We start from the raw sequence: 19,728 nt of genomic DNA on the forward strand, positions 1-19,728 counted from the left end.
TGGCAGATCAGCGCCGGTGGCGAAACCTGCGCTGATCACCCAAGGGAGGAACGCAATGAATAAAAAAGCACTCACGGCGATCGCGGCAGTTCTGGCATTCCCAGTATCAGTGGCCGCCGGACCTGACGAAGACAAGTTGGTGATCAACGAAGAATTGGAAATGGTTTCGGTGACCGAAGCCCCGGCCCATGTCGAGAACTTCGATACGATTTACTCGGGGTGGCATTTCAGGACCGATGAAACCCAGGCTTTGCAGATCGACGATTTCGACAACCCGGCGATGGTATTTGTCGATCAGGCCTCGGACCTGTACCAGACTGTCGATGGGGCGGCTGGCAAAAGCTGCGCGTCCTGCCACAGTGACGTGGAAAGCTTTGAGGGGTTGCAGGCATCTATGCCCAAGGTCGATGCGGAAACCGGCAAGCTGGTGGTAATGGAAGACCTGATCAACAAGTGCCGCACGGAACGCATGGAAGCGGACGCGTGGAAGTGGTCGGGTGCGGATATGCAGGGTGTGGTGGCATTGATCGCTCTGCAATCGCGTGGATTGCCCATGAATGTCGCCATTGATGGTGATGCGGCCCCGTATTGGGAGCAGGGCAAGGAAATGTACTACACACGATATGGTCAGCTGGAGTTGAGCTGCGCCAACTGTCACGAAGACAACTGGGGCAACATGATCCGGGCCGACCATCTGAGCCAGGGGATGGTCAACGGTTTCCCGACCTATCGTCTGAAACAGGCCAAGCTGATCTCGCGCCACAATCGCTTCCGCGGCTGTATTCGCGATACACGCGCTGAAACCTTTGCAGAAGGCTCGGACGAATTCCGCGCACTGGAGCTTTATGTAGCATCGCGCGGCAATGGGCTTTCGGTCGAAACGCCGTCGGTACGCCAGTAACAAAGAACCCGCGCCGGGATTGTCGGGCGCGGGTTTTTCATTTCTACTACATTCACACATTTATATGTGAAACAGGAAAGCCGACAGATGATATCGCGACGTGATTTTCTACAGGTCTCCATGGCGGCCTCAGCGCTATATGGGGCATCCGGTTTAGGGAACTGGGCAAGGCTGGCGGCCCAGCAAAGCCTGAGCCAGGACCAGTTGCTGGAATTTGAGACCTTCGGAAATATCAGCCTGATTCATATCACCGATATCCACGCGCAGCTTAAACCGATCTACTTCCGCGAGCCCGAGGTCAATCTGGGCATCGGAGACGCGCGCGGGCAAATGCCGCATGTGACGGGGGCCGCGTTTCGCAAGGCTTATGGGATCGAAGATGGCAGCCCGTCCGCCTATGCGCTTACCTACAATGACTTTGCTGCATTGGCAAAAACGTATGGCCGCGTCGGAGGGCTTGACCGGGTCTCGACTGTTATCAACGCCATCCGTGCCGACCGGCCAGATGCGCTGTTGCTGGATGGGGGCGACACCTGGCATGGCTCGTATACCTGCTATCAGACGGCGGGTCAGGACATGGTCAACGTGATGAATGCACTCAAGCCCGATGCGATGACATTCCATTGGGAGTTCACGTTGGGCAGCGAGCGGGTCAACGAGATCGTCGAAGGTTTGCCCTTTGCGGCGCTAGGTCAGAATATCTTTGACGCGGAATGGGATGAACCTGCGGAACTTTTCAGGCCCTACAAGTTCTTCGAGCGCGGCGGGGCCAAAGTTGCCGTTATCGGACAGGCTTTCCCGTATATGCCAATTGCCAACCCCAGTTGGATGTTCCCGGAATACTCGTTCGGGATCCGGGATGAGAACATGCAGGCCATGGTGGACGAGGTGCGCGACGCCGGTTCCGATGTGGTCGTTGTCCTCAGCCATAACGGCTTTGACGTGGATAAGAAGATGGCGAGCCGTGTTCAGGGGATTGACGTAATCCTGAGCGGTCACACCCATGACGCATTGCCTGAACCGGTTCTGGTCGAAAAGACGCATATCATCGCGTCCGGCTCGAACGGCAAGTTCGTCAGCCGCGTTGATCTGGACGTGCGGGATGGCCAGATGATGGGGTTGAAGCACAAGCTGATCCCGATCTTTTCAGACGTCATCGCGCCTGATCCGGCAATCACGGCCCTGATCAACGAACAGCGTTCACCATATGATGCGGCGCTAAGCGAAGTGATTGGCAAGACGGACTCGCTGCTGTATCGCCGCGGAAACTTCAATGGCACGTGGGACGATCTGATCTGTGACGCACTGATCAGCGAGCGCGAGGCGGATATTGCCATGTCGCCGGGTGTGCGCTGGGGACCGTCGATCCTGCCCGGTCACGAGATCACGCGCGAGGATATCTGGAACGTCACCTCGATGTCTTATCCGAATGCGTATCGCACGGAAATGACGGGTGAGTTCATTCACGTGATCCTCGAGGATGTTGGCGACAACCTGTTCAACCCCGATCCCTATTACCAGCAGGGTGGCGACATGGTGCGTGTCGGCGGACTTGGATACCGTATCGATGTGACCAAACCGCAAGGGCAGCGGATCAGCGACATGACCCTGCTCAAGACTGGTGAGGCGATTGATCCGGCGAAATCCTATGTTGTGGCCGGTTGGGCCAGCGTCAACGAAGGCACCGAAGGCCCGCCCATCTGGGATGTCGTCGAAAACCACATTCACAGCCAGGGTACCGTAACTGTCGAACCGAATACATCGGTCGAGGTGATCGGAGCCTGACAGCGCGAACCGAACTTCAAACATTGAATACAAGATTTGCTGATCGAATGACGGAGGCAAACAAGATGAGCGAGAACCCAAGGGGAAAAGCCCCATCGCGTCGCCAGTTTCTAAGCGGTGCCGCCGCGGTTGGCGTAGGTGCGGTCGGAGCCTCAGCGGCGCGCGCCGCAGGCCCTGACCCGCTGATCACGCAGGTTCAGGAATGGGCACAGTCAACGGGCGAAGGCGTGGATGCAACCCCCTACGGCCTGCCAATCCAATTCGAGAGTGATGTTGTACGGCGCAATGTCGAGTGGTTGACCGCAGACACGATCAGTTCGATCAATTTCACGCCGATCCACGCGCTGGACGGTACGATCACCCCGCAGGGATGCGCGTTCGAGCGGCACCATTCGGGTGCGATCGAGCTGAGCAAGGCGGACTACCGTCTGATGATCAACGGTCTGGTCGAAACTCCGCTGATCTTCACATATGAAGATCTGGAACGTTTCCCGCGTGAAAACCGTATCTATTTCTGCGAATGCGCTGCCAATACCGGTATGGAATGGGCCGGTGCGCAGCTCAACGGCGCGCAGTTCACGCACGGAATGATCCACAACATGGAATACTCCGGTGTGCCGCTGCGCACCCTGCTGGAAGAAGCGGGGGTAAAGACCGAAGGCAAATGGGTTTACGTCGAAGGCGCGGATGCTTCCTCGAACGGCCGCTCAATCCCACTGGAAAAGGCAATGGACGACGTACTTGTTGCGTTCAAAGCCAATGGAGAGGCTTTGCGCAAAGAACACGGCTATCCGGTCAGGCTGGTCGTTCCCGGCTGGGAAGGCAACATGTGGGTTAAGTGGCTGCGCCGGGTCGAGGTCACCGAGATTGCTATCGAAAGTCGCGAAGAGACATCCAAGTATACGGATACACTCGAAGACGGAACATCACGCAAATGGACATGGGTAATGGACGCCAAATCGGTCGTCACCTCGCCCAGCCCGCAAGCGCCGATCACGCATGGGCCGGGGCCGTTGGTGATCACCGGGTTGGCCTGGTCCGGGCGGGGCTCGATTACCGGCGTCGATTTGTCGGTGGATGGTGGCAAAAACTGGTTTCCTGCGCGTCTGGCGGCCCCCGGAACAGACAAGGCGCTGACCCGGTTTTATTTGGACCATAACTGGGACGGTACAGAGATGCTGTTGCAGGCCCGCGCCAAGGATTCGACCGGTTACGTCCAACCCAGCAAAGCTCAGCTGCGCGACGTGCGTGGTGAGAACTCGATCTACCACAACAATTGTATCCAGACCTGGTGGATCAAGGAAAGCGGAGAGGCGGAAAATGTCGAAGTATCGTAAACTATTGGCCGCCTCGGCCCTTGGGTTGTGCGTGGCGGTTCCAGCCCATGCAGACAAGCTTGGACTTGGGCGCCCTGCGTTGCCCGAAGAAATCGCAGCATGGGACCACGACGTTGCACCTGACGGAACCGGATTGCCCGAAGGGTCCGGCGACGTGTTCACCGGTGAAGAGGTCTTTGCCGAACGGTGCGCGATCTGTCATGGCGATTTTGCAGAAGGTGTGGGCAATTGGCCGAAACTGGCGGGCGGCGAGGGCACGCTTGCGGATAAGGACCCGCTGAAAACAGTGGGCTCCTTCTGGCCGCACCTTTCGACGGTATGGGACTATGTGAACCGTTCGATGCCGTTTGGAGACGCACAATCGCTGGAGCCTGACGATGTTTACGCGATTGTCGCCTATATCCTGTATTCCAACGACATCGTTGATGATGAGTTCACGCTGTCGCACGAAAATTTCCTTGAAGTGGAAATGCCGAATGCCGGGGGTTTCATCGTGGATGACCGCGAAACGGCCGAGGCGCATTTCTGGACGGATGAGCCATGCATGGTGGGTTGCAAAGAAGGCGTGGAAATCACCATGCGCGCCGCCGTTCTGGATGTAACGCCTGACGAAGCCGGGGCTGAAAGCGCGGACCCGGCATCTGTTTCCGAGGAAGCACCCGTCGAGGTCGAAGAAACCGCTGACGACACAGCGGCACTTGATCCCGAAATGATCGAAAATGGCGAAAAAGTTTTCAAGAAGTGCAAGTCATGCCATCAGGTCGGCGAGGGGGCCAAGCATCGCGCGGGTCCGGCATTGAACGGCGTTGCCGGTGCCAATGCGGCCGCCGTCGAAGGCTTTAAGTACTCCAAGGCCATGAAAGCTGCCGCCGAGGATGGCTTGATCTGGACGGATGAAGAGATGGCCGCGTTTCTGGCCAAGCCTAAAGCCTACATGAAGGGGACACGTATGTCCTTTGCCGGGCTGAAGAAACAGGATGAAATCGACGCGGTCATCGTTTACCTGAAGTCGTTCGGAAGCTGATCATGTGGCGGCGGTGGGCAACAGGTGTCATGTTTGCTGCGAGTATCCTGACAACTGCCGCCACCGCGACCGAAGACTTGGGCGATGCTGTAGCCGGCAAACTTGTGTTTGCCCAATGCAAAGAATGTCATCAGGTCGGCGCCGGTGCTGAAAACAGGATCGGTCCGCACCTGAATGGTGTATTTGGCCGCCGGGCTGCCGGGCTAGAGGAGTTCACCTATTCCAAAAGCCTGATCCGTGCAGGTACTTCGGGGCTGGAATGGCACGCCGACACATTGTCGGCTTACATTGAAAACCCCCGCGCATTCGCATCCGGCACCAGAATGAGCTTTCGTGGGCTCGAGAACCCGGAAGATCGGGCCAATGTAATTGCCTATTTGCGTGTGTTTTCCGACAACCCGCAGGACATCCCCGAAGCCGACCCAACGGCAAAGAGAACGGACCATTCCGTCAACCCCGAAATCCTCGCGATACAGGGTGATCCAGAATACGGCGAATATCTGAGCAGCGAATGCACGACATGCCACCAGATAGAGGGAGGCGATGATGGGATTCCCTCGATCGTTTACTGGCCCGACCAGGATTTCGTTGTCGCCATGCACGCCTACAAGGACAAGCAGCGGCCCCATCCCGTCATGCAGATGATCGCGGGCCGCCTGAGCAGCGATGAGATCGCGGCATTGGCCGCTTACTTCAACAACCCACAGTGACAATGCCCAAGGGGAGGAAACGCGATGACACTCAACAGACGGACATTTCTGGGAACCGCAGGGGTACTTGCCGCCGGGCTGTCGGCCCCGATGGTGCTGGCGCAGGGAAAGCCCCGTGTCGTGGTGGTCGGGGGCGGGGCAGGCGGCGCAACCGCGGCGCGCTATATTGCCAAAGACAGCAAGGGCGAGATTGACGTCACCCTGATCGAGCCGTCCAAAACATATTACACCTGTTTTTTCTCGAACCTGTATCTGGGCGGGTTTCAGGAGCTTTCGGACATTGCGCACAGCTATGGCACGCTTGCCGCAAAATACGGTATCAACGTGGTTCACGATTGGGCCGTGGGTGTCGACCGCGACGCCAAAACCGTCTCGTTAGCGGGTGGCGGATCTATTCCATATAACAAACTGATCCTGAGTCCGGGTATCGACTTTGTCGATGGCGCGGTCAAGGGGTGGGATGTGACTGCACAAAACAAGATGCCGCATGCGTATAAGGCGGGCTCTCAAACCGAGCTGTTGAAGGCGCAGGTTCTGGCGATGCCCGAGGGTGGAACCTTTGCGATGGTCGCGCCGCCGAACCCGTACCGTTGCCCCCCCGGACCTTATGAGCGGGTTTCGATGGTTGCGCATGTGCTGAAGGCGAACAATCCGACAGCGAAAATCATCATTGCTGATCCGAAAGACAAATTCTCCAAGATGTCTTTGTTCCAGGAAGGTTGGGCCGACCACTACGAAGGCATGATCGACTGGATCGGAGAGGATTTTGGCGGCGGCAATGTCTCGGTCAATCCGGATGCCATGACGGTGACCATCGATGGTGAAGAAACCAAGGTCGATGTCTGCAACGTGATCCCGGCCATGAAAGCCGGGCGTATTTCGGAAATGGCCGGTGTGATCGATGGCAACTGGGCACCGGTGAACGCGGCGGACATGTCATCGAAAGCTGACCCTGACATCTATGTTCTTGGTGATGCCAGCCAGCAAGGCGACATGCCGAAATCCGGTTTTTCGGCCAACAGCCAGGCGAAAGTCTGCGCCAATGCCGTTCGCGGTGCATTGACCGGATCAAAGATATTCCCGGCCAAGTTTTCGAACACGTGCTGGTCGCTCATTGATACGGATGACGGGATCAAGGTTGGTGCGACTTATGAAGCAACGCCAGAAAAGATTGCCAAGGTGGACGGCTTTATCAGCCAGACCGGCGAAGACTCCGACCTGAGAAAAGCAACCTACCAAGAGTCGCTGGGTTGGTATGCCGGTATCACATCGGACATGTTCGGTTAAGAAACGCCAAGGCTTTGACCGGTGTCAAAGCCTTGGCGGTGAAATCTGAAGAAATGTGGTTCAGGAGGAGGAACATCATCATGAAACACTTTATCGCATCAGCCGCTTTTTCGGTTGCATTAGCAAACCCGGTTTTTGCAGGGGAGGTCATTGCCGTCCCCTTTGACGGCAGCTTTGATGACGCCACCTTTGCCGTTGAATCAGCAATTGTTGGGCAGGGGCTGGTTATCGATTATGTGAGCCATGTTGGTGACATGCTGAACCGGACGGGGGCGGATGTCGGCAGCGACAAGCAGATCTTCACAGCCGCTGAAATATTTATCTTTTGTTCCGCAAAGCTCTCGCGCGAAATGATGGAGGCCGACCCGATGAATATCGGCTATTGCCCCTACGGGATCTTCGTGGCCGAGGACGAAGGCGGTGTCAAAGTGGGCTACCGAAGCTATCCTGACGGACCGATGGAGAAAGTCGAAGCCCTGTTGGCCGGTATCGTAGAAGAAGCCGTTGGAAACTGACATGAACTACCAACAGTTTTTTCTTGATCAGCTAGGGCAATTGCAGGCCGAAGGAAATTACCGGGTCTTCGCCGAGCTTGAGCGTCATTGCGGAGCATTTCCAACTGCACACAACCATGCAGAAAACGGACCTGAGAAAGTCACAGTCTGGTGCTCGAACGATTATTTGGGAATGGGTCAGCATCCAAAGGTTCTGGCGGCCATGCACCGCGCGATCGACACCTGTGGCGCAGGGGCTGGCGGGACTCGGAATATTTCGGGGACCACGCATGAACATGTTCTGCTTGAGCAGGAGCTTGCGGATCTGCATGGCAAGGAAGCAGCGCTGCTATTCACGTCCGGGTATGTTTCAAATTGGGCTGCTTTGGGAACTCTGGCTTCGCGAATTCCCGGTATCACGGTTCTGTCCGACGAATTGAACCACGCGTCGATGATCGAGGGTATCCGTCACAGTCGTTGCGCAAAGCGGGTCTGGAAGCATAACGATTTGAAGGACCTTGAACGACATCTCATGGACCTGCCATCCAACGCACCAAAACTGATCGCGTTTGAAAGTGTGTATTCGATGGATGGCGATATCGCGCCGATTGCCGAAATCTGCGATCTGGCGGATCGGTACGGCGCGATGACCTATCTGGACGAGGTTCATGCCGTCGGGCTGTATGGGCCGCGCGGTGGCGGCATCGCTGAACGCGAAGAGCTGATGGATCGCCTGACGGTTATCGAAGGCACGTTGGGCAAAGCGTTCGGCGTGGTTGGTGGATACATCGCGGCGTCAAAGGAACTTGTCGACTTTGTCCGTTCCTTTGCCAGCGGATTTATCTTTACCACAGCATTGCCCCCGGCCGTCGCCGCCGGCGCCGCAGCATCCGTCCGGCACCTCAAGCATAGCAATGAAGAGCGGTGCCTGCATCAGCAACGCGTAAGCGAGGTTCGGAGCAGGCTGGACGCTTTGGGCATCCCGCACACGCCCAACCCAAGCCATATTATCCCGGTCATGGTCGGTGATCCGGTCAAGTGCCGCTTCATCTCGGATGTTTTGATGCGCGACTACGGGATTTATATCCAGCCGATAAACTATCCTACTGTCCCGAAAGGCACCGAACGCCTTCGGATTACGCCGTCACCTGTACATTCGTCAGAAGATGTAACCCTGTTGGTCGAGGCGTTGGGTGCATTGTGGACACAGTGCCAGCTTGCGCGCAAACCGATGGCCGCACAGTGAGAACTTGACGGAAGGCAAAGACGGACACGTAAAGAGGTGAGAGTTTTGTCTATGGAACGCCTCATCGATCTGCTGGGAGATTCGGGCACATTGGCTGCCGCCGGTTTGCTTGTTGGCATCCTGTTCGGAGTCACCGCTCAGAAATCTCAATTCTGTTTGCGGGCATCCACTGTTGAAGTCGCCGAGGGCGAGCTTGGCCCCCGTCTGGCCGTCTGGCTGGTCGCGTTCACGTCGGCGCTGACGCTGGTACAGGGGTTCGTCTCGATTGAATGGCTGGATTTGTCCGAGGCGCGGTCAATTGCGTCGACAGGCAGCCTGAGTGGCGCGGTGATCGGCGGTTTGATGTTTGGCGTCGGAATGATTTTGGCGCGCGGATGCGCGTCGCGCCTGTTGGTGTTGGCCTCATGCGGCAACCTTAGGGCAATGGTGACGGGGCTGGTTCTGACGTTGGTCGCGCAAGCGGCTTACACAGGTGTGCTCAGCCCCGCGCGCGAGGCGCTGTCCGGTCTTTGGACGATCGCAGGTGGCAACGCGCGCGACCTTTCGGCACTACTTGGATTTTCGCCGATCGCATACTCAGCCTTTGCCGCGGGGACATTTGTTCTGGCCGTTGCGTTTGCAGCGCGCCAGCAGGTTACAATGACAAAGATTGTCATGGCAGCCGGAGTTGGTGTCGCTGTGGCGCTTGGCTGGTTGATGACATTTGCGATTGCACAAGCCTCCTTCGACGTCGTGCCGGTGTCTTCGGTCACGTTCACCGGCCCGGCAACGGACACATTGATGGCGCTGGTGGCTGAGCGGAAAATTGCCCTGTCCTTTGGCATTGGTCTGGTTCCGGGCGTTGCAATTGGCGCCGCTGTTTCTGCCATTCTTTCCGGCGAGTGGAAGATCGAACAATTTGGCCCGGATACTCCGATGGAGCGCTACCTTGTGGGGGCCGTCTTGATGGGATTTGGTGCAATGTTGGCAGGTGGCTGCGCCGTTGGTGCCGGATTGTCCGGGGGATCGTCCTTGTCGATAACTGCGTGGCTTGCCGTCTTCTCGATGTGGGTCGGGGCCGTCGCCACCCATCGGATGATGATGCGAATGCTCGTTCTTCGGCGGTCCTGACTTATTCGAATTCCATCTGTTCGTAGACACGACCGGCGTTTTTTGTGGCCAGTTCCTCGAACGTGTCCAAATGGGCATAAAGGGTTTGGTCGACGTAATAGGCCTCGGCCAGATCCCCGCCTGCATCCATATGTTCGCGTATCTTTGCGCGCAGGTAGACCAGATAATCATGTGTATACCGGCGCACCTGATCCATGTTCGTAGGATGACCGTGCCCGGGGATCACATATGTGGCTTCCAGTGCCTCGAACTCATTGTCCCAGGTCTCAAGCCAATCTGCGGTGTAGGTGTCCTGAAAGATCGGCAGCATACGTTCGTGAAATGCCATGTCACCCGCGATGACAAGGCTTTGATTGGGCAACCAGATCGAAATGTCGCCGGGGCTGTGCGCAGGTCCAAGATGTTTGGCCTCGATGCGAAAATCGCCGAGTTCGACGATGTATTCATCGTCAAACGTTTCTGTCGGACCGGCCAGAAAAGTTCCTTTTGCCTTGTCCTTGTTATATGCCTGCATCCCTTCAAGGATTTGCGGCCCATATTCTTCGAATTCAGCCGCCGCATCTGAATGAGCAACGATGGGCACTCCAAGTCCCGACCAGTAGGCGTTCCCCAGCATGGCGTGCCCCTGACCGTTTTCGTTAAAGACAAGCTTCACGGGCTGATCCGTGATCGCTTGGATCTCCTTGTGAAGCGCTTCGGCAAGCGCATAAGCCGCGCCACCGTTGATGACGACAACGCCCTCTCCGGTCACGATGAAGCTGAGGTTGTTGTTGTGGCCCGAATTCTCATAGGTTGGGGGTGCGGTTGCGCCTATGGCAGAAAAGACGCCGGGAATAAACTCGACAGGTTTCGAGTAAAGAACGCTCTGCGGGTACTGGTCAGCAATATCCTCACTGGCCCAGGTTTGTGTGGCCAGGGTACAGGCAATCAACAAAGCGCGCATCATGCAGGCTCTCCAATAAATCGATAGGTCGAACCGGCCTTTTCGACACGGCCAAATCCGCCATTTGGCAGATGGAATCCAATAATATTCATTTGGGCATGAGAAATCTGATCCAGCAGCGATTTCCGTGCACTTGCCGCGGCGTCGGGGTCCTGATCCGTACCGCTGCGCCAGTCCGGACGCTCGAACGCGACGTGCGGATTGCCGAGCGCATCGCCCACGACCATCACCGCGTCACTGCCTTTGCGAATCTCGAAGGCCATATGTCCGGGCGTGTGCCCGAAACTAGCGCGTGCTGCGATACCGGGAAGGATTTCCTGCCCATCATCAAAAAACGCAACCATGCCTTCGATGGCTTCCATGCGCCGCTTTGCGCCCACCGCGAAGGCCGTGCGGTCGGCCCCTATCGTTTCCTTGGTTGCGGGGTTCCACCAATAGTCCCATTCCGTGCGGCCAAGATGAAATCTTGCATTGGGAAAGAGTGGATCTCCGAAGTCGTCCAGCACACCCCAGATGTGATCTGGATGTGCATGGGTGAAGATCACCTGCGTGACCTCATCCGGAGACAACCCGACGGCGTCCAGAGTTTCCGGAAGTTTGCCAGCGGTTTGCATGAAGTCGGGCCCGGCTCCAACGTCGAACAGTATGGTATTCTGGTCATCGCGGTAGAGCACAATGTTGCACTCGGGCTGGTAACTGGTCAGATCTGCCTGATAGCGGTTCAGAAGTTCTGTTAGCTCTGCCTCGGGCATTGCGCCAAAGACCATTTCGGGCGGCAACGACAGATACCCATCTGACAAAGTCGAAATCCTTGCCGATTGGCCAAGTGTCATCTCCGCAATCGCAAAGCTGGGTCGCAGGCAGAGCGCCAGACATGCGCCCTGAGACAGGAAGGTGCGCCGGGAGAAATGTGGGTCTCTGCTCATACACAATCATTAAGATGAATGTTTTTATTTGTAAATGATGAATGACGCGGACGGCACATTATCTCTGGGGCTTTCCACCACTTGCGTTGGAATGTTCGCAGCAAGGTGTCGCACATCTGGCCCATCCCAAAGTACCTTTGACACGTCTTTGCGAAGCAGATACGGAATGGACTACCTGGAGCGGCGGTGAAAACCTGTGCATCGCGGCGCAGGATGTCCTGTTGCAGGTGCAGGGCACCCGCCACGGCTTGCAGGAGATTTCAACGCAAAGCGACCTACCAGGACACTACAATTGTGACGTCACCCAGCCAGCGCATGCGGCAGGTGTTCAACCAGAGCCCGTTGCACGACCGCAAATCTTGGCGTGTGTGCGATTTCCTCTAGCGTCGCGACCCAAAGTGGAACCTCGATTCTGGGATCAATGTCGTTCAACCTGTGAAGCCGGGGATCAGCGTCGCCAATAAAAGCAGGTAAAAAAGCTCGCCCCGCACCCGATGCAACCATCTGCTGAAGCACCAGAAAACTGTCTGCTCCGTTTGTCATGTCATCGGCGCGAACATGTTCAGCCAACCATTTGGCCGGGAGTGAACGGCTGAGAGCCCCATCAAGCCGCATCCATTTTTGGTCACGGGTACCGTCACTGTAAACCCCAAAGAACAACGTTCCTGCGCGCTCTCCGGTCAACCCTTCACCAAGTTGAACTGAAGGGCGGACAACTATATCCGCAGTTAACCTGGTCAGATCATGGTGACTGTTACCGCTGAGGATCGTCAGTTCGAGGCTCGGATAGAGGGCGGAAATTGAGTTTAGTATCTGTGGCAGGACAAACTGGCAAAGGCTGTCCGTGGACGCGATACGCACATGACCCGCAGGCGAACGATTTGCGCCCACAACGGCGCGTTCTACCGAAAGCACGGCGTCTTCAACGCTTTCCATGGCGGACAGAATTGTTCTGGCTTCGGGAAGTACTGAATACCCTGACGGGTCTTTCCGAAAAACAACACTGCCATATCGGTGTTCGAAGGCGGCAACTCTGCGCAGGACGGTTGCATGTGCAACGCCCAGGGCTGTCGCCGCCGCATTCAACGAGCCGTGTTTGCTGACGGCGAGGGCATACCGAATATCGTCCCAATTGTCGTTGTTCATAAATGAACAGGAGAGGCCGAATAACAAACAATTACAAGAAAAATCGTTCAAGCTATCATATGGCACATTAAACAGGGAGCCACACCATGATTAAGAAGTCTTCGATCTTTGCGGCAGGTCTTTTGTCCTTGGCCGTAGTTGGAACTGCAATTGCTCAGGATAGCGAAAACCCGGCTGTAAAAGCGCGGACTTCGATTATGCAGCTTTACGCTTTCAACCTTGGCACGTTGGGCGCCATGGCCAAGGGAGAGGCAGAATATGATGCCGAAGCGGCTACGCGAGCCGCAAATAATATTGTCGTTGTGTCGCAGATTGACCAGTCCGCGATGTGGCCAGCCGGATCGGATAATGTGTCAGACCCGTCAACCCGCGCCTTGCCCGCTATTTGGGAAAACTTCGCAGATGTCGGGGCCAAAGGGCAGGCACTGGCCGATGCCGCTGTTGCGATGCAGGCTGCGGCAGGTCAGGATGTTGAAGCTCTGAAAGGGGCGATGGGCCAACTTGGCGGAGCCTGTTCGGCCTGTCACAAAGCATACAGAGCACCAGAAAATTAAAGGAGTATTGATCAGTGCGGCGCATTCTACTTTTCGCCGTTCTAGTCATGCTTATGGTCGGGTTGGCCGGTTTGCTGCTAACCCGGCCGCAAAGAGTTGATCCGGCACAGTTGGCCGGTCTGACCCCCGACGTGACCAGAGGGGCGTCTGTCTTCTATTCAGCAGGATGCGCCTCGTGCCACTCGGCCCCGGATGCCCGCGCGGAAGGAAAGCTTGTTCTAGCAGGCGGGCGCCGGTTTGAAACGGATTTCGGTACGTTTGTAGCTCCAAACATTTCCAGTGAACCAGACGTCGGAATTGGATCATGGTCCGCGTTGGATCTGGCCAATGCCCTGAGACACGGAACAGGACCAAAGGGACAACATTATTACCCGGCCTTTCCCTATACCTCTTATGCCAAGATGACGGTCGAGGACGTCGCGGCGCTTCATGCGTTTTTGAACACCCTGCCTGCATCTGATGCGGCAAGTATCCCGCATGACGTTGGTTTCCCTTTCAATATCCGGCGCGGGCTGGGGTTGTGGAAATTTCTGTTTTCAGGCTCGGGCTGGGTGGTTGAAGGTGATTTGACCGACCAGCAAATCCGGGGGCGGTATCTGGTGGAAGCTTTGGGGCACTGCGCGGAATGCCATACACCGCGAAACGGACTGGGAGGGTTGAAGCGGGATCTCTGGCTGACCGGAGCGCCAAATCCGAATGGCAAGGGGCGCATCCCCGGTCTGACCACCGCCCAGCTTGACTGGTCCGAGGCTGACATCGCTGAATATCTGAAATCCGGTTTCACACCGGATTATGACAGCGCCGGAGGCGAAATGGTCGAAGTCATCGAGAACACCTCGAAACTAAGCGATGAAGACCGATTGGCCATAGCTGCTTATCTGAAATCCGTTCCCGTTCAGTGAATTGGCTACTGGTTGCAGAAACTCGGGCATTTGTCAGCGCAGGTCTTATGACACTGGTTCTGAGCAACGCAAAAAACGTTTGGATTGCTGGGTCAAACCAGCACGGCTACATTGCTCAGATCTCTGGCAATGCGGATCAGCGGGCATTGCTCTCCTATGGTTAACCGCCCCGCGTCGGATAATCCTGTCACTTCGGCGGGTATGCGAGTTGCGGCAGCCAATGCGTCTTCCAACGGCACTTCTGCCTGCGTGGTCAGGACACGCAGTGCTGTGGTCAAGTCCAAATCAGCCCCCGCTAAAGTGCCATCAGACAGTGTCAAACGGCCGTCTTTGCGGGAAATGCGGCGGCCTTCCAGTTCGAACATGCGCTGGTCTGTGCCAGCCGGTGCCATCGCATCGCTGACCAGAAATATCCGGCCTGGGCCCCGCTTGGCGGCCCAGGCTGTGCGCATGGCTTCAGGGTGAACATGAATACCGTCTGCGATCAGTCCGGCGTTTAATCGACCCGAGGTCAGAACCGCCCCGACAAGCCCGGGAGATCGATTGCCCAGTTGACTCATGGCATTGAACAGATGCGTCACGCAGGACGCACCGGCCTCGGCATAAGACAGGCAGGTATCAAAATCCGCATCACTGTGGCCCAGCGATACAACGGCACCGGCCGAGACCAGCGCTTTCACCTGCGCAATTGACACGTTTTCGGGCGCAACCGTCAGCATCAATGCGGGCAGGGCATGCGCAGCCGCGACAAGCGTCGTCAGGTCCTCGTCATCCATGGGGCGGATCAGGGCTGCATCATGGGCACCTTTCCGAGCCACCGAAAGATGAGGTCCCTCCAGATGCAGGCCAGCGATCCCCGGAACACCCGCAGAAATCGCGGCCTTGGCCGCTTCGATGGCGGCGCGGGTCTTGGCTGCGGTATCTGTGATCAGGGTGGGAAGGATCGAGGTTGCCCCAAGCGCCCGGTGCGCCTTGGCAATGCGTGCAAGTGTTTCGACAGATGGGGCGGCGTTGAACATCATTCCGCCGCCGCCATTCACTTGCAGGTCAACATAACCGGGCGCCAGTATATCGCCATGCAGGTCGACAAGCTTGCCAGCGTCTGTCTTCACGTCAACGCCTATGTCAGTGATGCGGCCCGCCTCCAGCCGCAGCGCGGCACCGTCGTGCAATCTGGTGCCGTCGTAAACAAGCCCGCCGTGGTAGATGATCGCCTGGCCGCTCATACCGTTTCCGTCACTTTTCGCAGGTGACGTGGCGCATCCGGGTTGATCCCGCGTTGTACGGCGACCTGCTCGACCATTGAATAAAAGGACACGATGGCGGCTACCGGGTCCGTCAACCAGTGATCCGTGCGGACATGAGGCAGCACCTCGGCCTTTGTTACCTTTGGGCTGGTAGCAAATACCTGTGCCCCTTTGGCTGCGAGAGTGTCGGCAACCTCGGCCAACAGCGGCTCTGCCGGGTCATTGGCGGCAAAGGCAATAACCGGGAATCCGCCTTCCACGATCGAGACCGGGCCGTGCAGCACCTCGGCCGAGGAATAGCTTTCGGCATGGATCTGGCAGGTTTCTTTGAATTTCAGCGCAGCCTCGTTCGAGATCGCTACGCTTGGTCCGCGACCAAGCGTATACAGCGAGCTTTGGGTGACGGCAGCCGCCGCTTTGCTCCAGTCACACCGAGTTGCGGCATCAAGGTGCTTGGGCAGTTCACGCAGCGCAGCCAGAAGATCTTTGTCGCCTTTCAGTTCCGCCAGCAGCCAAAGCCCGGCAACCAGCGAGGTCACGAATGTCTTTGTCGCCGCTACACTAAGCTCAGGACCCGCGTGCAGCGGCAAAGCCGCCTCAGCCGCCAGTGCAAGGGGGGACGACGGATCATTAGTGATTGCCACGGTGCTGGCCCCGGCCTTTCGGGCACTTTTCGTAAGCTGCACGATATCCGGGCTTTTTCCTGATTGTGAAACAGAAAGGCAAAGCGCCCCGGCCACATGCAGGTCAGCGCCATACACGGACGCGACCGATGGGCCGACGGATGCCATGGGCAAACCAAGAAGCAGTTCGCTTGCGTATTTCAGAAAGGTGCAGGCGTGGTCCGAAGAGCCACGCGCCGCCGAAATCATGAACTTCAGCCCGCCGTTCCGGGCGACGTCCGCCGCTGTGCTCAGGGCATCTCCACCATTGCTGAGTAATCGCTCGACAGCAACAGGAATCTCTTCGATTTCCTGACGCATCAGGGTCGTTTTCGGGGTCATCGGGGCAGCCTTTCCATCGGAATCACAGATCATGGAGTGAGTCGCAGCTCAGCCACGAAGTCGTAGGCATCGCCGCGATAGTTGGATTTTGTGAACTCGGCGACGCGCCCGCCTTCCAGATGGGAAATCCGCTGGATGCTCAGCCCTGCCGCGCCTTCGGCGACGCCAAGCAGAGCGGCATCTTCAGCCTCAAGGTTAACGGCGGAAATCTTCTGGATAGCGCGAACTGGTCGGCAGCCGTTTTCTTCCAGAAGATCGTAGAGTGAGTCGCGCACGGCTAGTGGGTTTGGCAGAATGTCCAATGGCAACGAGGCACGTTCGACTGCCATGGGACGCCCACCAGCTTCTCGCAGTCGGCAAATGCGGGCCACCTGTCCGTCAGTGGGCAGCCCGAGCACCGCCGTTTCCTCGGGTGATGGCAGAAAAACGCCCCGTTCCAACCACTTGGAGGTTGACTCCATGCCGCGCAGGCGCATGTCCTCACTGAACGAAGTCAGATGCGAAAGCGATTGTTCTAATTTCGGCGCGGCGTTCCGCACGAAAGATCCGGAACCCTGCCGCTGTACGATTGCGCCCTGTTTCACCAATTCCTGAATGGCCTTGCGCACGGTGACCCTGGACAGGCCGGTGATCTCGGCGATTTCGCGCTCGGGCGGTAATGAGGAATTCGGGGGAAGGACACCAGCGTCGATGCCTTCTTCCAGCCGCTGGCGCAGCCGGACATAGCGCGGCCCGCCGCTGTTTTCGAGCCAGTCGTCAGAAGCCAGAAAAGAAGCTGCGTTCATGCCGAATGCTCCACTTGAAAAGCCCGGGCCAGCGCGATGGCCCCGTCGATAGGCGCACCTTTTGGTTCTGTTACTGCGCCACGCGCACGATCCGGCAGATAAGCCTCGTAATGAGGGCCAATACCCCCGGTCAGGCATAATGGCATTGCCGGCGTCCAGCCCATTGCTTCCAGTGCCTGCAAAAGATGCACGGCGCCTTCGCGCATAAGCGAAACCGCCCGTTCATCCCCTGACCTTGCTGCCGCTGTCACCTGTCGCGCAATTTGGCCGAATTCATGAGGTCGGGCCGCAGCCGCGAAAGCGACAATGCCGCTTGTACTGCCAAATTCGTTCAGCAAGGCCTCAGTCAGGTTGGATTTTGGCACCAGTCCATCCCATACATCCAGCGTCACCGAAAGCGCTCTGCGCCCAATCCACTGAGCAGAAGCCTCATCCCCCAGCACGGAGCCCCAGCCACCGGCAAAGCGTCGGCCGTTTTGCGATTGAAGGGCCAGAAAAGAACCCGTCCCGCAATGGGCGATTGCACCGTCGGTTGCCTGATGCGCACCCGCCAGCGCAGGGTGGCGATCATCCTCGACCAGTATACTGTCCAACGGCAAATCCGAGGCCACCCGCTGGGCGATCTGATCACCGGTAACGCCTGCCAGTCCAAAATACGCCGGTGCCGGTCTCAGGACGTCTGGCTGAACACTGAGCTTGGTCGCAAGCATTTTCAAGCCGTCTTTCAGACGTGCAATCGCACCGTCATAATCGCTGGCTACGTTGGCGGGGCCAACCTCGACCACCAGCCGCTGCTCCCCATCGTCATAGGCGATCCGACAGGTCGTTCCGCCGCCATCTGCTGCGATGATTGGATTGTTTTTCGACCTAAGCATGATGATACCTATATAATGCCTATGCTGTAATGTAAATGCCAAAGTAAATCCAATAAGGGCAGAATGATCAAAAATACACTGATTAATAAGGCCAATAGCGGCTGAAAAAAAATTAGTGGACAAATGGTATTGTATAGGTATGCTTTCTGGCAACGAGGAGAAACACGTGCTGCCACACATCACCGAACAACTCCACCCGGACGCATATGATTTGGGCAACCGACCGCTGGAAGAAGCGGCACTGGCCTTGTGCAGGGGTCAGCAGGAAGCGGCCGGTGCCCCGCAGGGCGCCCTGCGTGCGATATGCGAAGGTGCCGAAGCCATGGCCCGCAGTCTGGCATCAGGCGGTTCATTGTATTACGTGGCGGCGGGGTCTTCGGGGCTGATGGCTGCGGCTGATGCAATGGAACTGGGCGGCACTTTCGGTATCGACGAAAACTGTATCCATATCCTGATGGCCGGAGGGCTGCCGCAATCCGCGCATATGCCCGGTGGAACCGAGGATGACACCGATGGGCTGGTTGAAGGGCTGGCCGGACTTACGTGCAACGACACGGTCATTGCTGTCTCTGCCAGCGGCAGCACTCCTTATACACTTGAGGCGGCGCGACTTGCGCGTGCTGCGGGTGCCTGCACGATCGGGATAGCCAACAACCCGGGCAGCCCACTTTTGGCGCAATGCGATCACGCGATTCTGCTTGCCACCCCGCCTGAACTGATTTCAGGCTCAACCCGAATGGGCGCCGGTACAGCCCAGAAAATCGCGCTGAACATGCTTTCCAGCCTTATGGCAATCAAGTTGGGTCATGTTCATGACGGGATGATGGTCAACTTGCGAGCAGACAATGCAAAGCTGCGGGCGCGTGCGACCGGCATCGTCGCCCGGATCGCCGGAGTTGATGCAAGCACCGCCCAAAACGCCCTGGCACAAGCGCAAGGAGACGCCAAATCCGCCATCCTTATCGCTGCTCGCGGCGTTTCACTGGCGGCAGCCGATGCGCGCCTGAAAGAAACGGGCGGAGTTCTGAGCGCGGCACTGACACCTGATAAATAACTGCAAACCAAATGGGAGAGTACAATGAAACGTAATAGCCTGAAACTGGCCTTGCTTGGTGGGACGCTGTTAGCCTCTGCCGCCTATGCCGAAGACGTCACGCTGACCATCGAAAGCTGGCGTAACGATGACCTGACCCTGTGGCAGGACCAGATCATCCCGGCCTTTGAAGCAAAGCATTCTGGCATCAAAGTCCAGTTCACGCCGTCTGCTCCGGCAGAATACAACGCGGTTTTGAACTCGAAACTTGATGCGGGGTCTGCCGGTGACCTGATTACCTGCCGCCCCTTCGATGCTTCGTTGGCGCTTTATGAGGCTGGTCACCTGACCGATCTGTCCTCGGTCGAGGCGATGAACAACTTCTCGGACGTTGCAAAGTCTGCCTGGCAGACGGATGA

General features: G+C 57.2%; 20 protein-coding genes. 13 read left to right on the forward strand and 7 right to left on the reverse strand.

Translation table 11 applies throughout. The features are described from left to right. The first annotated feature begins 55 nt into the window (after positions 1-55). From soxA to AC2FNC_RS16285, 9 genes are all read left to right on the forward strand, one after another. Positions 56-901, forward strand: coding sequence for a sulfur oxidation c-type cytochrome SoxA (gene soxA, locus AC2FNC_RS16245; protein WP_480495916.1), 846 nt, complete (start codon positions 56-58; stop codon positions 899-901). A gap of 87 nt (positions 902-988) precedes the next feature. Further along, positions 989-2,686 carry a thiosulfohydrolase SoxB gene (gene soxB / locus AC2FNC_RS16250; protein WP_496715924.1) on the forward strand — a complete coding sequence of 566 codons (1,698 nt, stop codon included), beginning with the start codon at positions 989-991 and terminating at the stop codon, positions 2,684-2,686. 65 nt (positions 2,687-2,751) lie between these two features. Next, positions 2,752-4,023, forward strand: coding sequence for a sulfite dehydrogenase (soxC, locus tag AC2FNC_RS16255; RefSeq protein WP_480555204.1), 1,272 nt, complete (start codon positions 2,752-2,754; stop codon positions 4,021-4,023). Continuing rightward, entirely contained in the window at positions 4,007-5,047 is a 1,041-nt protein-coding gene (locus AC2FNC_RS16260) for a c-type cytochrome (RefSeq protein WP_496715925.1), read from the forward strand. The genes soxC and AC2FNC_RS16260 overlap by 17 nt, the downstream gene beginning before the upstream one ends. Positions 5,048-5,076: 29 nt before the next feature. Next, positions 5,077-5,757: a c-type cytochrome gene (locus AC2FNC_RS16265; protein WP_480478212.1), complete on the forward strand. Its 681-nt coding sequence runs from the start codon at positions 5,077-5,079 to the stop codon at positions 5,755-5,757. A 24-nt stretch (positions 5,758-5,781) separates the two neighbouring features. Beyond that, positions 5,782-7,044 carry an FCSD flavin-binding domain-containing protein gene (locus tag AC2FNC_RS16270; protein ID WP_496715927.1) on the forward strand — a complete coding sequence of 421 codons (1,263 nt, stop codon included), beginning with the start codon at positions 5,782-5,784 and terminating at the stop codon, positions 7,042-7,044. Between the two features lie 80 nt (positions 7,045-7,124). Further along, positions 7,125-7,559: a DUF302 domain-containing protein gene (locus tag AC2FNC_RS16275; protein WP_480520613.1), complete on the forward strand. Its 435-nt coding sequence runs from the start codon at positions 7,125-7,127 to the stop codon at positions 7,557-7,559. Between the two features lies 1 nt (position 7,560). Further along, positions 7,561-8,784, forward strand: coding sequence for a 5-aminolevulinate synthase (gene hemA / locus AC2FNC_RS16280; RefSeq protein ID WP_480555201.1), 1,224 nt, complete (start codon positions 7,561-7,563; stop codon positions 8,782-8,784). Between the two features lie 51 nt (positions 8,785-8,835). Further along, positions 8,836-9,894, forward strand: coding sequence for a YeeE/YedE family protein (locus AC2FNC_RS16285; protein ID WP_496715928.1), 1,059 nt, complete (start codon positions 8,836-8,838; stop codon positions 9,892-9,894). A 1-nt stretch (position 9,895) separates the two neighbouring features. On the opposite strand, the gene AC2FNC_RS16290 is transcribed toward AC2FNC_RS16285, so the two are convergent. The 3 genes from AC2FNC_RS16290 to AC2FNC_RS16300 form a co-directional block, all read right to left on the reverse strand. Beyond that, complete coding sequence (locus AC2FNC_RS16290) at positions 9,896-10,840, reverse strand: MBL fold metallo-hydrolase (RefSeq protein WP_496715930.1); 945 nt, start codon at positions 10,838-10,840, stop codon at positions 9,896-9,898. Further along, the gene (locus tag AC2FNC_RS16295) at positions 10,837-11,763 is read right to left on the reverse strand and encodes an MBL fold metallo-hydrolase (RefSeq protein WP_496715932.1); all 927 of its coding nucleotides are present in this window, start codon (positions 11,761-11,763) and stop codon (positions 10,837-10,839) included. Before AC2FNC_RS16295 ends, AC2FNC_RS16290 begins: the two co-directional genes overlap by 4 nt. Positions 11,764-12,063: 300 nt before the next feature. After that, positions 12,064-12,909, reverse strand: a complete 846-nt coding sequence (locus tag AC2FNC_RS16300) for a LysR family transcriptional regulator (RefSeq protein WP_496715933.1) — start codon at positions 12,907-12,909, stop codon at positions 12,064-12,066. An 86-nt stretch (positions 12,910-12,995) separates the two neighbouring features. Here AC2FNC_RS16300 and AC2FNC_RS16305 point away from each other — a divergent pair, with 86 nt between their 5' ends. Next, on the forward strand, positions 12,996-13,463 hold the full coding sequence (locus tag AC2FNC_RS16305) for a c-type cytochrome (protein ID WP_480478107.1): 468 nt from the start codon (positions 12,996-12,998) through the stop codon (positions 13,461-13,463). A 14-nt stretch (positions 13,464-13,477) separates the two neighbouring features. Further along, positions 13,478-14,365, forward strand: coding sequence for a c-type cytochrome (locus tag AC2FNC_RS16310; RefSeq protein WP_496715935.1), 888 nt, complete (start codon positions 13,478-13,480; stop codon positions 14,363-14,365). A 92-nt stretch (positions 14,366-14,457) separates the two neighbouring features. Here the strand turns inward: AC2FNC_RS16310 and nagA are convergent, their stop codons facing one another. From nagA to AC2FNC_RS16330, 4 genes are read right to left on the reverse strand one after another with little or no spacing between them, the layout of a single operon-like run. Further along, positions 14,458-15,591: an N-acetylglucosamine-6-phosphate deacetylase gene (gene nagA / locus AC2FNC_RS16315; protein ID WP_496715936.1), complete on the reverse strand. Its 1,134-nt coding sequence runs from the start codon at positions 15,589-15,591 to the stop codon at positions 14,458-14,460. Next, entirely contained in the window at positions 15,588-16,616 is a 1,029-nt protein-coding gene (locus AC2FNC_RS16320) for an SIS domain-containing protein (protein ID WP_496715937.1), read from the reverse strand. Before AC2FNC_RS16320 ends, nagA begins: the two co-directional genes overlap by 4 nt. A gap of 29 nt (positions 16,617-16,645) precedes the next feature. Then, entirely contained in the window at positions 16,646-17,401 is a 756-nt protein-coding gene (locus tag AC2FNC_RS16325) for a GntR family transcriptional regulator (RefSeq protein ID WP_496715938.1), read from the reverse strand. Continuing rightward, positions 17,398-18,276: a glucosamine kinase nucleotide-binding domain-containing protein gene (locus tag AC2FNC_RS16330; protein WP_496715939.1), complete on the reverse strand. Its 879-nt coding sequence runs from the start codon at positions 18,274-18,276 to the stop codon at positions 17,398-17,400. The genes AC2FNC_RS16325 and AC2FNC_RS16330 overlap by 4 nt, the downstream gene beginning before the upstream one ends. A gap of 166 nt (positions 18,277-18,442) precedes the next feature. Here AC2FNC_RS16330 and AC2FNC_RS16335 point away from each other — a divergent pair, with 166 nt between their 5' ends. Beyond that, positions 18,443-19,330, forward strand: coding sequence for an N-acetylmuramic acid 6-phosphate etherase (locus tag AC2FNC_RS16335; protein WP_496715940.1), 888 nt, complete (start codon positions 18,443-18,445; stop codon positions 19,328-19,330). A 24-nt stretch (positions 19,331-19,354) separates the two neighbouring features. Next, the coding region (locus tag AC2FNC_RS16340; RefSeq protein ID WP_496715942.1) for an extracellular solute-binding protein at positions 19,355-19,728 on the forward strand (374 nt) is incomplete at its 3' end.

It is taken from the genome of Ruegeria sp. BHSA123 (genome assembly GCF_059613425.1).